This window comes from Ensifer sp. LBL, from assembly GCF_050435225.1.
Taxonomy (GTDB): Bacteria; Pseudomonadota; Alphaproteobacteria; order Rhizobiales; family Rhizobiaceae; genus Ensifer.
Genome location: NZ_JBNDJY010000003.1, coordinates 406,604 through 420,518 on the forward strand (window position 1 = coordinate 406,604; position 13,915 = coordinate 420,518).

General features: G+C 62.7%; 14 protein-coding genes. 4 read left to right on the top strand and 10 right to left on the bottom strand.

What is annotated here, in order from left to right; all coding sequences use genetic code 11:
- Nucleotides 1–9: 9 nt before the first annotated feature.
- Nucleotides 10–2,241 carry a phosphoribosylformylglycinamidine synthase subunit PurL gene (gene purL / locus OKW20_RS13595; RefSeq protein WP_429172917.1) on the bottom strand — a complete coding sequence of 744 codons (2,232 nt, stop codon included), beginning with the start codon at nucleotides 2,239–2,241 and terminating at the stop codon, nucleotides 10–12.
- Nucleotides 2,242–2,788: 547 nt separating this feature from the next.
- Here purL and OKW20_RS13600 point away from each other — a divergent pair.
- Nucleotides 2,789–3,382 carry a hypothetical protein gene (locus OKW20_RS13600; protein ID WP_429172920.1) on the top strand — a complete coding sequence of 198 codons (594 nt, stop codon included), beginning with the start codon at nucleotides 2,789–2,791 and terminating at the stop codon, nucleotides 3,380–3,382.
- Nucleotides 3,383–3,517: 135 nt separating this feature from the next.
- Here the strand turns inward: OKW20_RS13600 and OKW20_RS13605 are convergent, their stop codons facing one another.
- Nucleotides 3,518–4,099, bottom strand: coding sequence for an acyloxyacyl hydrolase (locus tag OKW20_RS13605; protein WP_429114237.1), 582 nt, complete (start codon nucleotides 4,097–4,099; stop codon nucleotides 3,518–3,520).
- Between the two features lie 92 nt (nucleotides 4,100–4,191).
- Nucleotides 4,192–5,610 carry a PLP-dependent aminotransferase family protein gene (locus OKW20_RS13610; protein ID WP_205238735.1) on the bottom strand — a complete coding sequence of 473 codons (1,419 nt, stop codon included), beginning with the start codon at nucleotides 5,608–5,610 and terminating at the stop codon, nucleotides 4,192–4,194.
- A gap of 106 nt (nucleotides 5,611–5,716) precedes the next feature.
- On the opposite strand from OKW20_RS13610, the gene OKW20_RS13615 reads away from it, so the two are divergent.
- The gene (locus OKW20_RS13615) at nucleotides 5,717–5,947 is read left to right on the top strand and encodes a DUF1127 domain-containing protein (protein ID WP_429172922.1); all 231 of its coding nucleotides are present in this window, start codon (nucleotides 5,717–5,719) and stop codon (nucleotides 5,945–5,947) included.
- A 93-nt stretch (nucleotides 5,948–6,040) separates the two neighbouring features.
- Here OKW20_RS13615 and OKW20_RS13620 read toward each other — a convergent pair whose 3' ends face one another.
- The 4 genes from OKW20_RS13620 to purC form a co-directional block, all read right to left on the bottom strand.
- Nucleotides 6,041–6,448 carry a hypothetical protein gene (locus tag OKW20_RS13620; RefSeq protein ID WP_043614513.1) on the bottom strand — a complete coding sequence of 136 codons (408 nt, stop codon included), beginning with the start codon at nucleotides 6,446–6,448 and terminating at the stop codon, nucleotides 6,041–6,043.
- A gap of 55 nt (nucleotides 6,449–6,503) precedes the next feature.
- Entirely contained in the window at nucleotides 6,504–7,175 is a 672-nt protein-coding gene (purQ, locus tag OKW20_RS13625) for a phosphoribosylformylglycinamidine synthase subunit PurQ (RefSeq protein ID WP_043614510.1), read from the bottom strand.
- Nucleotides 7,176–7,345: 170 nt separating this feature from the next.
- Nucleotides 7,346–7,588, bottom strand: a complete 243-nt coding sequence (gene purS / locus OKW20_RS13630) for a phosphoribosylformylglycinamidine synthase subunit PurS (RefSeq protein ID WP_034794427.1) — start codon at nucleotides 7,586–7,588, stop codon at nucleotides 7,346–7,348.
- 17 nt (nucleotides 7,589–7,605) lie between these two features.
- A complete protein-coding gene (gene purC, locus OKW20_RS13635; RefSeq protein ID WP_043614507.1) occupies nucleotides 7,606–8,370 on the bottom strand; it encodes a phosphoribosylaminoimidazolesuccinocarboxamide synthase in 765 nt (254 codons plus the stop codon).
- 309 nt (nucleotides 8,371–8,679) lie between these two features.
- Between purC and OKW20_RS13640 the strand changes: the two genes are divergently transcribed.
- Nucleotides 8,680–8,994, top strand: a complete 315-nt coding sequence (locus OKW20_RS13640) for a DUF1476 domain-containing protein (RefSeq protein ID WP_043614504.1) — start codon at nucleotides 8,680–8,682, stop codon at nucleotides 8,992–8,994.
- A gap of 59 nt (nucleotides 8,995–9,053) precedes the next feature.
- Here the strand turns inward: OKW20_RS13640 and OKW20_RS13645 are convergent, their stop codons facing one another.
- Together OKW20_RS13645 and OKW20_RS13650 are read right to left on the bottom strand one after the other, a co-directional pair.
- Nucleotides 9,054–11,576 (bottom strand): sensor domain-containing protein, encoded by a 2,523-nt coding sequence (locus tag OKW20_RS13645; RefSeq protein WP_429114243.1) that lies wholly within the window; start codon nucleotides 11,574–11,576, stop codon nucleotides 9,054–9,056.
- Nucleotides 11,577–11,754: 178 nt separating this feature from the next.
- Nucleotides 11,755–12,309, bottom strand: coding sequence for an RBBP9/YdeN family alpha/beta hydrolase (locus tag OKW20_RS13650; RefSeq protein WP_043614501.1), 555 nt, complete (start codon nucleotides 12,307–12,309; stop codon nucleotides 11,755–11,757).
- A gap of 261 nt (nucleotides 12,310–12,570) precedes the next feature.
- Here OKW20_RS13650 and OKW20_RS13655 point away from each other — a divergent pair, with 261 nt between their 5' ends.
- On the top strand, nucleotides 12,571–13,386 hold the full coding sequence (locus OKW20_RS13655; protein ID WP_043614499.1) for a DUF2189 domain-containing protein: 816 nt from the start codon (nucleotides 12,571–12,573) through the stop codon (nucleotides 13,384–13,386).
- Between the two features lie 97 nt (nucleotides 13,387–13,483).
- Here OKW20_RS13655 and OKW20_RS13660 read toward each other — a convergent pair whose 3' ends face one another.
- Nucleotides 13,484–13,789, bottom strand: a complete 306-nt coding sequence (locus OKW20_RS13660; RefSeq protein ID WP_034794416.1) for a PilZ domain-containing protein — start codon at nucleotides 13,787–13,789, stop codon at nucleotides 13,484–13,486.
- Nucleotides 13,790–13,915: the final 126 nt, after the last annotated feature.

Consider the following 13,915-nt stretch of genomic DNA (forward strand, 5'->3'; position numbering starts at 1 on the left):
CTCGATCTCTTAGTTTTCAGGCGCGACGTCGCCCTGCATAAAGTCCGGGAACCAGCCTTCATGGGCGGCGCGGAGATCCGCGACCGACACCGCCTTGGCATCGCCAAGCTTGACGGCGTCGCCGCCGGTCTTGCCGATGACGGGAAGCGAGACGCCGGCAGCCTTCGCACGGGCAGCAACAGCATCGAGCGCACCGGCGGCAACCGTCACGACGTAGCGGCCCTGGTCTTCGCCATAGAAGGTCGCGATCGGATCATGGCCGGCCACGGCGTCGACCGAGGCGCCGATGCCTGAAGCCATCGCCATTTCGGCCACGGCAAGCGCCAGGCCGCCCGACGAGCAATCATGCACGGCGGTGACAAGACCGTCGACGATCAGGCCGCGGACGAAGTCGCCAACCTTGCGCTCGTGCGCGAGGTCGACATGCGGTGCCGGGCCGTCGGTGCGGCCGTGGATGTCGCGCATGTAGACAGACTGGGCGATGTGCGAGCCGAGACCGGCAGGGGCGCCGGCGACGAGGATCGTTTCGCCTTCGGCGGCAAAGCGGATGCGCGCCATCTTCGACCAGTCCTTGATCAGGCCAACGCCGCCGATGGTCGGGGTGGGCAGGATCGCCTGGCCGTTTGTCTCGTTGTAGAGAGAGACGTTGCCGGACACGATCGGGAAGTCGAGCGCGGTGCAGGCCTCGCCGATACCCTTGATGGCATGAACCAGCTGGCTCATGATTTCAGGACGTTCCGGATTGCCGAAGTTGAGGTTGTCGGTGGCTGCCAGCGGCAGCGATCCGGTTGCCGTCAGGTTGCGCCAGCACTCGGCGACCGCCTGCTTGCCGCCTTCGTAAGGATCGGCTTCGACATAGCGCGGCGTCACGTCCGACGAGAAAGCGAGCGCCTTGGAGGCGTGGCCTTCGACGCGCACGACGCCGGCGTCGCCGCCCGGCAACTGCAGCGAGTTGCCCTGGATCAGCGTGTCGTACTGTTCGTAGACCCAACGGCGCGACGAGTTGTTGGCCGAGCCGACGAGCTTGACGAGCGCGTCTGCGACGTCGGCTACCGGGATATCGTTGGATGCGAGCGGTGCCGCGGTCTTCGCCGGGGTCCAGGGACGATCATATTCCGGGGCTTCATCGCCCAGTTCCTTGATCGGCAGGTTCGCCACTTCTTCGCCCTGGTGCAGGATACGGAAGCGCAGGTCATCGGTGGTCTTGCCGACGATGGCGAAATCGAGGCCCCACTTGACGAAGATCGCCTTGGCGACTTCTTCCTTTGCCGGTTCAAGAACCATGAGCATGCGCTCCTGGCTCTCCGACAGCATCATTTCGTAAGCGGTCATGCGCTCTTCGCGCACCGGAACGGTGTCGAGGTCGAGCTCGATGCCGAGGTCGCCCTTGGCGCCCATTTCGACGGCAGAGCAGGTGAGGCCGGCTGCACCCATGTCCTGGATGGCGATGACGGCGCCGGTCGTCATCAGCTCGAGGCAGGCTTCGAGCAGGCACTTTTCGGTGAAGGGGTCGCCGACTTGAACGGTCGGGCGCTTCTCTTCGATCGACTCGTCGAATTCGGCGGACGCCATGGTCGCGCCGCCGACGCCGTCACGGCCGGTCTTGGCACCGAGATAGACGACCGGGAGGCCCACACCTTCGGCCTTGGAGTAGAAGATGGCGTCGCTCTTGGCGAGGCCGGCAGCAAAGGCGTTGACCAGAATGTTGCCGTTGTAGCGGGCATCAAACTCGACTTCGCCGCCGACAGTCGGAACACCAAAGGAGTTGCCGTAGCCGCCGACGCCGGCAACGACGCCGGAAACGAGGTGGCGGGTCTTCGGATGATCAGGCGAACCGAAGCGCAGCGCGTTCATAGCCGCGACGGGACGGGCGCCCATGGTGAAGACGTCGCGCAGGATGCCGCCGACGCCGGTCGCCGCGCCCTGGTAGGGCTCGATATAGGACGGGTGGTTGTGGCTCTCCATCTTGAAGACGACGCAGTCGCCATCGTCGATGTCGACGACGCCGGCGTTTTCACCCGGGCCCTGGATGACGCGCGGGCCCTTGGTCGGCAGCGTGCGCAGCCACTTCTTGGAGGACTTGTAGGAGCAGTGCTCGTTCCACATGGCCGAGAAGATGCCGAGTTCGGTGAAGGTCGGCTCGCGCCCGATCAGGCCGAGGATGCGCTCGTATTCGTCAGGCTTCAGCCCGTGCGATGCGATGAGGTCCGGGGTGATGGGGCGGGTGTTGGAAATCGTCATCGTCGACCGTCAAATCCTTCGGGCGGCGCGCAATCCACTAGCGAGGAATATGGCGCGTGCGAACCGCAACAGAAACAGGGGGCGCTTTGCGGCTTCTTTAACCTATGCTGCGGCGCGGCGCGACAGAAAAATACGGGCGATCAACAGCGGTTGACCCGCTTATGTTGCTTTGCGGAGAGCCTCCGAAGCTCGCGGCACCCTGTGGACCGGCGCGTCGATCTTACGGCCGAAAACCAAGAACGAACTTTCGCGCATTGATTGTGTCTGCGAACAATCTTCGCGCATTGTTAAGAAGTGCGCGCTACGGTTGTATTCACGCATTGCAGCCACCGATTCGCGCATGAAGCCCGAACTGACGTACTTTCCCGCGGATGATGCAGCGGCGGAGGGATGAGGAACGCGCATGACATCCATTGGCGCCACGAACAGCGCAGCCCTGCTGATCCTGCAGCGGGCGCAAGCGCCGGCACCCGAAACCGGCGGCCAGACGAACGCAATCGATGCGATTGCGGCGATCATCTACAAGGTGGCAGGCGGTGACAGCCCGGTGAAGACGCAAGCCGCATCTCAGATCACCAGCGGCCTCCTGGACATCAAGCAGGCCAATGACGACATCGTCTCGGATGCGCTGAAATTCCTCGATTCCGACGGCTTCAAGTCGAGCGATCCCGGCGTAAAGGACACGTTGAAGTCGCTCATTGGCCAGGATGGCAGTCGCTTTGCGGACCTGGTGAAGGCGGAAAAGGTGAAACGCCCGGGCATCGCGGATGAAAATGCGATCACGAATGCCCTGTTGAAATTCATCAAGGGGAACCGCGAAAAGTTCACGAATGACGAGATCGTCATCGGCTTCCGCTACTCAAACGGTTCATCAAACATACTCAACATTGAAGACATCAATGGGAACAGTACCCGTGGCGCCCTGTGGGCACGTCATACCGCAGCCCAGGACGAAGCGACCGCCGCAATGAAGGAGTTGCTCGAGGTCGCCAAGGACCCGACAAAGCCGAACAATTTTGACGGCAGCAGGCTGAAGACTACGCTGTTAGCGACGCTTGCCGCGGGCGCGGAACTCGCAGCCTGGGGCGACAGGTGGGCTGATGCTTTCGGTTTCAAATCGGGTCGGCCATCGGCCGCCTAAAGCTGCGAGCGCGGACATTGATCGCGGCGCGGAGCAGGTGCGGAGGACTTGCACGCAGCCACCACGAAAGATGCGGGCGATCAACTGTGGTTGACGCCCGCATGCAACATTGGCGAGGCTACGACAGGACGCCGCCTAGAACTTGTAGCCGAGGGCGAGGCCGGCGCGTGTCAGGCCGTTGTTGGGACCGTCGCAGAGATTGGCATGCGACGCATGCTCCACGGTCGCCGACACGTTCCAGTGTTCGTCGAGGCGCACGCCGGCAGCGGCGTATTCACGGAAGAGGAAGCGGCAGCCGAGTTGCGGACCGGAACCGTTGGGATCGTCGAGATCGCCGTCGTGAACCGTGCCGCCCGCGCCGAACTCCACGAAGAGCCGCTGCGTCATGTCGAAGGTCCAGCTCAAGCCGGCATAGGCCTGGTTGACGCCGTTCGACGCGGTGGCCACGGCTGCACCGGTATAGACGCGCGGCCGCAACAGCTTCTCGCCGAAATCTGCCGCGCCATCCGCATTGAACGGATCGAAGTAGAGCGTGAACGACGGAAACACGCCGTCTTCCTGCTTGCCGCCGCTAGCGATCGATGTCGTCACGCCGAAGCGCATTTCGTCGAAGACGCCGTCCTGAGCCAGCGCCGGCGCGGCGATGACGGAGGTGGTCGTGACCAAAAGGAGGGGTGCGATCAGCCGGGACGAGACCGGGCGAAACGGTAGCGGCATGCGAAATCCTTAGGGGCGAATCATCTACGCGATACTGCTAAAATAGTATCTTGCGTAAGCTTGCGCGAAAGTCACCCCGTGGATTTCGATCGTCACTCGAAACTGTCGTAACCGGCTCGGCCGCTGTCGAGCAGCCGCTTCAGTGTCTGGAAGCCAGCCCTGACTTCGGCGCGCTGCGGGGGCGAAGAGAAGCCGATGCGGATCCGATGGAAGACGCGATCGGTACGGCCGGCCTTGAACTCGTCCTCGTCGTCGACGAGCACGCCTTCCTGCAGCGCCGCTTGCTTGAAGGTGCCGGACAGCCAGGGGTCCGGCAGCTTCATCCAGAGGAACGGAATGCAGGGATGCGAGGCGAACTCGATGCCCTCGAAGACCTCGCGCGCCATGGCTTCGCGGGCGCGAACCTCCTCGATGCCCTGGCTGCGCAAGGCTGCAGCCGAGCCGGAGAGCACCAGCCGGGCGCAGAGTTCCGCCAGGATGAACGGCAGGCCGCCGCTGACCATCTTGTGGGCGATGCGGATGCGCTGGCCGAAATGCGGAGGGCAGGCGACCCAGCCACCGCGAACGCCTGCGGCAACGGACTTTGAAAGACCGCCGACGAGGAAGGTGCGTTCGGGCGCAAGCTCGGCGAGCAGCGGCGTCTGGTCGCCGGTCATGGCACCATAGAGATCATCCTCGACCAGCCAGACACCGTATTTGCGGGCGATATCGGCGATCGCCTGGCGGCGGGCGAGCGGCATGACGGCCACCGTCGGGTTCTGCGCGCTCGGCATCAGGAAGGCGAGCTTGGGATGCTGCTGCGCACAGACGCGCTCGAAGTCGTCGGGGATCATGCCGAAGGCGTCGGATTCGACCAGCGTCGTGCGGCGACCGATCAGTCCGGCGCTGCGACTGACCTGCGAATAGGTGAGGGTCTCGAAGGCGATGCGATCGCCAGGGGCGGTCACCGCCGCGATCACCGCCACGACGGCCGCATGGGCGCCGAGCGTCGGCACGATGTTTTCAGGCTTGGGGCGAAACCCGCCGCGCGCCAGCCATTGGCACCCGGCCTCGAACCAATGATCCGGGAAGTTCCGCGCGTAGCTGGCGATGTCAGCGTGATGCTCGTGGCTGATCTCACCCAACACTTCGCTCAGCACCGTTCCCTGGCCGATGTCCGGCGCCGCTGTGCTGTCGAACCTGAGCTTGCCGACGGGCGCGACCAGGGGGCGGGTGCCGGCAAGCGACGTCGTCAGCGGATCCGATTGCTCCGGCGGCCGGCTTTCGGGATGGTCGAGCACATAGGTGCCGCGTCCGACCTCGCCACTCACCAGCCCGCGCTCGCGGACGATATTGTAAGCGCGCCCGATCGTGCCGATTGTCACCCCGATATCGTAGGCGAGGTTGCGTTGCGGTGGCAATTTGGCGCCGACGGGCAGGGCGCCGTTGCCAATTGCCTGTTCGATCTGGTCGGCGATGCGCGCGTAGAGCGGGCCATGACCTTGCTGAATGTCTGGGAGCCAATTTGTCATAGTGACAATTCTTTAGATTACAGCGTGAAATATGTCAATTATCACCGATACAACGATAGCAATCGCTGCATTGGGGTTATCAATGAGTACAATAGATACAATTTGTTTGTCCCGCTCGGAGGCGAAGTCCGCAGGCTGCACCGGCACATTGCTGGGTGGCGACTATTCGGACGAGCGCGAAAGCCTGCTGAAGCGTCTTTGGAGCCTCTATTGCACGCTGGCCGCAAAGCGGCGCAGCCGGCTGGCGCTCGGGGAATTGAGTGAGTGGCAGCTCAAGGATATCGGCGTTTGCGAGAAGGACGCGCGCCAGGAATCGTCTGTCCCGTTCTGGCGCTAGCCGATCGGATCGGGCCGACCGTCCGAAATGCAAAAGGACCGGCAACCTTGAGGTCAACCGGCCCTTGGATCAATTCGCCACGTTCAGCTTCGGCTATTTGCAGCCCTGTCCGCCAGCAGCCCAGCGCTTGATGTCGGCGGCCATGCGCGTTCCCGTCGGTTCGCTCATCAGCGGCCCGAAGGCCTGCAGGCGGGCCGGATTACCCTCGGCCTGAACGACGGCGAGGGGGCGTGCCTCGGGCGATTTGCGCGGGACAATCAGGATGCGCGGACGGCCGGAGAAGGAGTTGAGCTCGGGCGCAAGGCGATAGGACTTGAATTCGGCGTCACCCGACTTGAACCAGCAGCTGTTGGCACCGAGCGCCACGCGTTCCATGGTCGGCAGCGCCGCCGTGTTCGGGCTTGGTGCCGGCGGCTTCGGCGACTGGCACGAGGCCAGAAGCACAAGACCGAAGGCCGTGCAGGCAAGGCCGGTCAGGCGTGCAGGGGCAAATGAAGGCATCGACGGTCTCGCTCGCAAATGGGGATGGGTCGAATGCCTTCTACCAGCCGGATGGTTAAGCGGCGATTACTTCGAGGGCAGACGCAAACAGGCCGCGACCGTCGGAACCGCCATGGGCTGCTTCGATCAGGTTTTCCGGATGCGGCATCATGCCGAGCACGTTACCTTCAGCGTTCATGACGCCGGCGATATCGTTCATCGAACCGTTCGGGTTGGTGCCTTCAGCATAACGGAAGACCACCTGGCCATTGCCTTCGATCGTCTTCAACGTCTCGGCATCGGCGAAGTAGTTGCCGTCGTGATGGGCGACCGGCGACCGGATGATCTGGCCCTTCGAGTAGGCGCGGGTGAAGTCGGTGTCGGCGTTGACAACTTCGAGCTTGATCTCGCGGCAGACGAATTTCAGCGAGGCATTGCGCATCAGCGCGCCGGGCAGGAGCCCCGCCTCGACGAGGATCTGGAAGCCGTTGCAGACGCCGAGAACCTTGACGCCCTTTTCCGCCTTGGCCTTGATCGCCTGCATGACCGGCATGCGCGCAGCGATCGCGCCGCAGCGCAGGTAATCGCCATAGGAGAAGCCGCCGGGAATGACGATCAGATCGACATCCGGAATATCGGTTTCGGTCTGCCAGACGGTGACAGGCGCCTTGCCGGAGATCTTGGTGAGGGCCGCGATCATGTCGCGGTCGCGGTTGAGGCCCGGAAGCTGGACGACGGCTGACTTCATATCTCTGTCTCCGATACGGCAAGATCAATCTTGATGCCGCACTCGGACGAGCCAGGCATCTGCTGCGACGATGGCAGCGGCGTTTCCCATGGGACCAGCGGCTGCTCCGGCATTTCGTAAACGTCCGGTTCCGCGCCCGAAGACGCGGAACGCCTTCTTCGCCTGTAGGATCAGGCGAAGGAGATGCTGTAGTTCTCGATCACCGTGTTGGCGAGCAGCTTTTCGCACATGGCCTTGAGGTCTTCCTCGGCCTTGGCCTTGTCTGCGGATTCGATCTGCAGGTCGAAGACCTTGCCCTGGCGAACCTGGCCGATGCCGTCGAAGCCGAGCGCACCGAGCGCGCCTTCGATTGCCTTGCCCTGCGGATCGAGAACGCCGTTCTTCAGCGTCACGGTTACACGTGCCTTGATCACTTTGATTTTCCCCGAAGTTACTTCACGAGAACCGGACCGGTGCCGCGCACGGGTTCGTTCTCATTCATGATGCCGAGACGGCGGGCGACTTCCTGGTAGGCCTCGACGAGGCCGCCGAGGTCGCGGCGGAAACGGTCCTTGTCGAGCTTCTCGCGGGTCTCGATGTCCCAGAGACGGCAGCTGTCCGGCGAGATCTCGTCAGCAAGCACGATGCGCATCATGTCGCCTTCGAACAGGCGGCCGCACTCGATCTTGAAATCGACGAGCTGGATGCCGACGCCGAGGAACAGGCCCGTAAGGAAGTCGTTGATGCGGATGGCGAGCGCCATGACGTCGTCGAGTTCCTGCGGGCTTGCCCAGCCGAACGCCGTGATGTGCTCTTCGGAGACCATCGGGTCTTCGAGCGCATCGGCCTTGTAGTAAAATTCGATTATCGAACGGGGGAGGACCGTGCCTTCCTCGATGCCGAGACGCTTGGCCAGCGAGCCGGCGGCGACGTTGCGCACGACGATCTCAAGCGGGATGATCTCGACTTCCTTGATCAACTGCTCGCGCATGTTGAGGCGGCGGATGAAGTGCGTGGGGATGCCGATCTTGTTGAGGTGCGTGAAGATATACTCGGAAATCCGGTTGTTCAGCACACCCTTGCCGTCGATGACGTCGTGCTTTTTCTTGTTGAAGGCGGTCGCGTCGTCCTTGAAGAACTGGATCAGCGTGCCCGGCTCGGGACCCTCATAGAGGATCTTGGCCTTGCCCTCGTAGATACGGCGGCGACGATTCATGGATTTGTCTCTGTGTTTACTGGCGCTCTTGGGGCGCGCACGTGGAGTATCTCTCGCGGTCCATAGCTGAAAAGAACCGATTTCACAATCGGCCTATGTTCCAGTCCCCTGATTTGCATGGGGCACTGCGTGTCCTCCTCGACGCACCGGATGCCGCGATGCTTTCCGGGATAGAACGCGACCGAGGAAACCCTTCAAAGGTAACACGAAAGTCATCGATCCGAAAAACTTCGCATTGCAGTTTGACCCGCGTTTTGATTTATGGCGATAAACTGATTTCAGACATGGAATTCTCAGGGAGATTGATTGATGACGTCGATGCAGGATCGCGAAAAGGCCTTCGAAGCAAAGTTTGCGATGGACGAAGAGCTGAGGTTCAAGGCTGAAGCGCGTCGCAACAAGCTGCTCGGTCTGTGGGCCGCCGGCCTGCTCGGCAAGGCCGACGCCGACGCCTATGCCAGCGAAGTGGTGGCTGCCGATTTCGAAGAAGCCGGCCATGAAGATGTCGTTCGCAAGATCAAGGCGGATTTCGACGCGGCAGGCGTTGCCCAGAGCGAAGAGCAGATCCGCGTGCGGATGCTCGAACTGCTCGGCGAAGCCGTCCAGCAGCTGCAGAGCAAGTAAGCCGAAAGGCTGTTGCCAGATCCATTGAAGCGCCGCCCGTCCTTCTGGCCGGGCGGTTTTTATTTGTCCGGACCGCCGAACACCGGCTTCCACCCGCGGCGCAAGCGCTGCTCCAGCTCCAGCCGGTCCATCGGCCGCGCAAGCGCGTAGCCCTGCAGCACGTCGCAGCCGAGATCCCGCAGCATCGCCGCGTGCTCCCAGGTCTCCACACCTTCACCCACGACAGCGATGTTGAGCGAGTGACCGATGTCGATGATCGCCCGCACCAGCTTTGCCTGCTTGGCGCTTTCGGTCATCGGGCCGACGAGCGCCCTGTCGATCTTGAGCCGGGCCGGATTGAGGTTGAGCAAGCCGATGATCGAGGCATGGCCGGTGCCGAAATCGTCGATTTCGATTTCGATGCCGAGGTCGCCGAGCGCCGAAATGGTCTCGGCGATTTCGTCTTCCGGATCGTCGAGGAAGATCGACTCGAGCAGCTCGAAAGAAAGGATGCCCGGCGGGATCCGCATGTCGCGCAGATCGGCGATCAACCCGGGATCGCGCAGCCGCGGCGACGACATGTTGACCGAGATCTTGGGAACCCCGAGCCCTTCCTTCTGCCAGAACTGAAAGTCGCGATAGGCGAGCTCGACCACCTTCCTGTCGATCGCCGGCAGGACGTTGATCTCCTCGGCCACTTTCAGGAAATGGAAGGGGGCGAGAATGCCGCGCTCCGGGTGGTTCCACCGCACCAGTGCCTCGACGCCGGATATCTCCAGCGAGCGCGCGTGGAACTGCGGCTGGTAGTAGACCGTGAACTGCCCTTCCTCGATCGCCTGGCGAATGTCGTCACCGATACGCTTGGCGTTGAGGATCTGAGTTTGAATGAGCTCTGAAAACACCTCGACGCGATCACGCCCGACGCTCTTTGCCCGATAGAGGGCGATGTCGGCATTCATCAGCAGCTGTTTGGCGTCGAAGTCTTCGCCGCCCCTGAACGCGATGCCGATGCTTGCACCCAGGCGGCAGAGCTGGCCGTCATAGGGGATGGGGCGGCGGAAGGCATGGACGATGCGCTCGGCAAGCTCGGTCAGTTGCGGCAGGTCGCGGTCGCGGCGGCAGAGGATGACGAACTCGTCACCGCCGATGCGGGCGATGAAGTCGTCGTGGCGGGCGTGCGCGCGCAGGATCGCGGCCGCATGCGTCAGCATGGCGTCGCCGGCCTGGTGGCCGAGTGTGTCGTTGATCTGCTTGAAGCGGTCGAGATCGATATGCAGGATCGCGTTGACGGCGACATTCTCCGTCAGCATCTGATCCAGGTAGCGACGGTTGGGCAGGTCGGTCAGGTAATCGTGCAGCGCGTTGTACTCGATCCGGATCCGGGCCTGCTCGAGTTCACGGTTGCGCGCTTCGGCCGATGCCTTCGCCTGGCGCAACTCCTCCTGCAGCGCAATGTCTTCCGTGACGTCCCAGTTGGCGCCGATGAGCTTGCGTGTGCCGAGATGATCGACATAGGTCGCGGCATTGGAACGGATGTGACGGACGGACCCGTCCGGGCGCACGATGCGGAAGGCGTTGGCGTAGGGCTTTCCCGAGGCGATGCCTTCATTGGTTCTGGCAATGACGGCGTCGCGGTCGTCAGGGTGCAGGCAGTTTTCCCAGGCCTCCGAGGTCGGCGCGCCATCAGCAGGGTCGAGACCATAGATCTCGAACATGCGCTCGTCCCAGTCGTCGCGCAGCGCATCGAGATTGAAATCGAACACGCCGATCTTCGACACGCCGAGCGCCAGCCTCAGGCGGCGGGAGACTTCTTCTAGCCGCGCCTCGGCCTCCTTGCGGGCGGTGATGTCGGTATCCGTCCCGATGATGCGGCTCGGCCTGCCGTCCGGCCAGTAGGCAACGGAGGCGCCGCGGCTTTCGATCCAGATCCAGTGACCGTCGGCGTGGCGCTCCCGATACTCGAAGGTGTTGAAGATCGCTTCGCCGGAATCCTGCCGCTCGATCGCCGCCCGCACATGCGCATGGTCGTCGGGGTGAACGTTCTGGATCCAGTTTTCGAGCGTACCGTCGACCTGGGCATCTTCGGGCAGGCCGCGAAGCCGCCTCCAGGTGGCCGAATAAAACAGGTCTCCGGTTTCGAAGTCGTGATCCCATACGCCCTCAAGCGCGCCGTCGAGGGCGTATTTCCAGCGGGTCTCGTCGTTGCGCAATCCGGCGATCTCGTTGACGAAATCGTCGGCCGGCAACATCAGCAGCAGCGAGGCGGCTTCATCGCCAAACCGCACCGGCGAACAGGCAACGAGCATCGGCGCTGAGCGGCTTGGGCCGAGGAAATGGATCGTCTCGGCGACCGCCGACGTTGCGCGCGGCGGCACGCGCGGCCGGTCCTCGTCCGCCACGAAGTCGCTCAGAAAGGCGTGTCGCAACTGTGAAAGCGTGCGGCCGAACACGTCGCAGGCGCGGGCGTTGGCAGCCAGGATCCGTCCGTGCGCATCGACAATGACGGCGCTTGCCGGCAACCGTTCCAGGGTGGCCTGCGTCAGAGCATCCGGATGCGCCGGTGCGTTTTGCGCACCTTTGGTGAGACGTTCGTTTACGGCCACTTCCCATGTCCAGTATCTGCGGCCGGACGACCAAACCGAAGGATCCGGTCAATGCGTGCGCAGATCAAGGTTCGACAGCGCTCGGCACCATCATGAGACGAGTCGCATCATGCCGGCGATGATGACCGCGGACAATGAACGTCGGATTAATATGGCCGCAACAGGTCGCCGCGGCGCGTCAGGGTTTGAGCCGGCTCAGGAACTGGGCAAACACCATCGTGCCCTCCGGCCACGGCCCATGGCCGGACTCGGTGTTGATGTGACCGGATTCTCCCGCATCGACGAGCAGCGAACCCCAGGCGTTGGCGATGTCGTCCGCATGTTCGTAGGAACCGAAGGGATCGTTGCGGCTGGCGACCATCAAGGACGGGAAGGGAAGCGGATCGCGCGGATAGGGGCCGAAGGTCATCAGATGCTTCGGACGGATCGCCGGGTTGGCAACATCCGGCGGCGCCACCAGGAAAGCGCCGGCAATCGGCTTCTTGAAATGGGGCAGGGCGTGGATGGCCGTCGCAACGCCCAGGGAATGGGCGACGATGACAACAGGCTTTTCCGACGCATTGACCTCGTCGACCATGCGCGCCACCCAATCGTCGCGGACAGGCTTTGCCCATTCCGCCTGCTCGACGCGGCGTGCGGTCGACATCTTGCGCTCCCAGCGCGTCTGCCAGTGCTCCGGTCCGGAGTTGGTGTAGCCTGGAACGATGAGGATATGGGCGTCGGAAACTTTCATGGTGGCCGCGATGTGGCGCTGAAAGGCGCGGAAGTCAAGGCCTGCGGTCCAACCCGTTCGTCACGGCCTGGACGTGGCCCATGGGAGCCTGGCTGACGGCCCCGATGTTTCGCGTTCCAGGCGGCCGCTTAACGTGGCGAGAGGCGGCAGGCGACAGCGGTCGCATTTTCTGTATAATCGAACGGACGGTCGCGGATGGTGCGGCTTGGTTCGCCGTATCTCTGTTCCGTGGCCGCTCTGGTTCGTTGAGGAGTGTGAGCCATGACAACATTCCATGTCCTGTCGGGAGCGGACGCGAGTGTCGCCCATCCCGGAATAAAAAAGATTGGCGTCGCGGATGTATTCGACGCCTTACGCTTGGGCTTTGACGATTTTCGCGAGAAACCATCGCACTACGTCTTTCTTTGCCTGATCTACCCGATAGCCGGTGTCGTTCTGATCACCTGGAGCGCCGGCGCCAACATGCTGCCGCTGCTTTATCCTCTTGTCTCCGGCTTCGCGCTGATCGGCCCGGTCGCCGCGATCGGCCTTTACGAGATCAGCCGACGGCGAGAACTCGGCATGGACTACTCCTGGCCACACGCCCTTCGCCTGCATCGCTCTCCGGCGCTGCCGTCGATCATGGCCGTCGCCGCCATGCTGTTCGTTGTCTTCATCATCTGGCTGCTGGTCGCCCAGGCGCTCTATGTGCAGATCTTCGGGGCGGAACCACCGGATTCGATCGCGGCCTTCTGGAACGGTATCGTCGGCACTGAACAGGGCTGGAACCTGATCCTCGTCGGCAACGCCGTTGGCTTCGTCTTCGCCGTCATCGTTCTGTCGACATCCGTCGTGTCGTTCCCGCTGCTGATCGATCGGGACGTCGGCGCCGTATCGGCGGTCGAGACGTCCATTCGCGCAACGCTCGTCAACCCGGTGCCCGTCGCCGTCTGGGGTTTCATCATCGCCGCCGGTCTGGTCATCGGCTCGATCCCGGTCTTTGTCGGCCTCGCCGTCATCATGCCGATCTTCGGACACGCCACCTGGCACCTCTATCGCAAGATGGTGGAACCCGGTCCGCGCGCGCGGTCACACTGATCGCTGACGACCGAAGGCAGGATAACCGCTCAACGGAAAAAGCGCCGCATGTCGATCGACCTGCGGCGCCTTTGGCGTGCTTGCCGAGATGCCCGGCCTAGCGAAAATGCTTGTAATAGGATGAGATCTGCGCCGCCGTGTTGGACGACAGGTTGAGCTTGATGCCGATCTTGTCGCCGCGATACCAGCGGACCATGCCGGTCAGGAAGCCGAGCTCCTCGCTTCTGATCGTCACTTCCTGCCCCGTCTTGGCGCCGATGTCGAAGAGCAGCTGAAAGCAGATGCCCTCGGCTGAAAGATCCTTGACGATGCCGCTGCTGGAGCCGGATTTGACGGTCACCGTACCTGTAATTTTCGTTTGCGTGCGCTGCGTCGCCCGCTCGACACTGTCTTTGTAGGCCATGCGATCCTCAGAACCTGGATTGACAGACCCTGAGCTTTGCACGTAATGCGTGAATTTCCTGCTAACGCAAATGCCCGCATTCGAGCGATGTGCTCCAAATGCGGGCATGGCAACAAAACCAAAGGC

Coding starts and splice junctions, on each gene's coding strand:
- purL (WP_429172917.1), bottom strand. CDS start 2,241: ATGACGATTTCCAACACCCGCCCCATCACCCCGGACCTCATCGCATCG.
- OKW20_RS13605 (WP_429114237.1), bottom strand. CDS start 4,099: ATGCCGCTACCGTTTCGCCCGGTCTCGTCCCGGCTGATCGCACCCCTC.
- OKW20_RS13610 (WP_205238735.1), bottom strand. CDS start 5,610: ATGACAAATTGGCTCCCAGACATTCAGCAAGGTCATGGCCCGCTCTAC.
- OKW20_RS13620 (WP_043614513.1), bottom strand. CDS start 6,448: ATGCCTTCATTTGCCCCTGCACGCCTGACCGGCCTTGCCTGCACGGCC.
- purQ (WP_043614510.1), bottom strand. CDS start 7,175: ATGAAGTCAGCCGTCGTCCAGCTTCCGGGCCTCAACCGCGACCGCGAC.
- purC (WP_043614507.1), bottom strand. CDS start 8,370: ATGAATCGTCGCCGCCGTATCTACGAGGGCAAGGCCAAGATCCTCTAT.
- OKW20_RS13640 (WP_043614504.1), top strand. CDS start 8,680: ATGACGTCGATGCAGGATCGCGAAAAGGCCTTCGAAGCAAAGTTTGCG.
- OKW20_RS13650 (WP_043614501.1), bottom strand. CDS start 12,309: ATGAAAGTTTCCGACGCCCATATCCTCATCGTTCCAGGCTACACCAAC.
- OKW20_RS13655 (WP_043614499.1), top strand. CDS start 12,571: ATGACAACATTCCATGTCCTGTCGGGAGCGGACGCGAGTGTCGCCCAT.
- OKW20_RS13660 (WP_034794416.1), bottom strand. CDS start 13,789: ATGGCCTACAAAGACAGTGTCGAGCGGGCGACGCAGCGCACGCAAACG.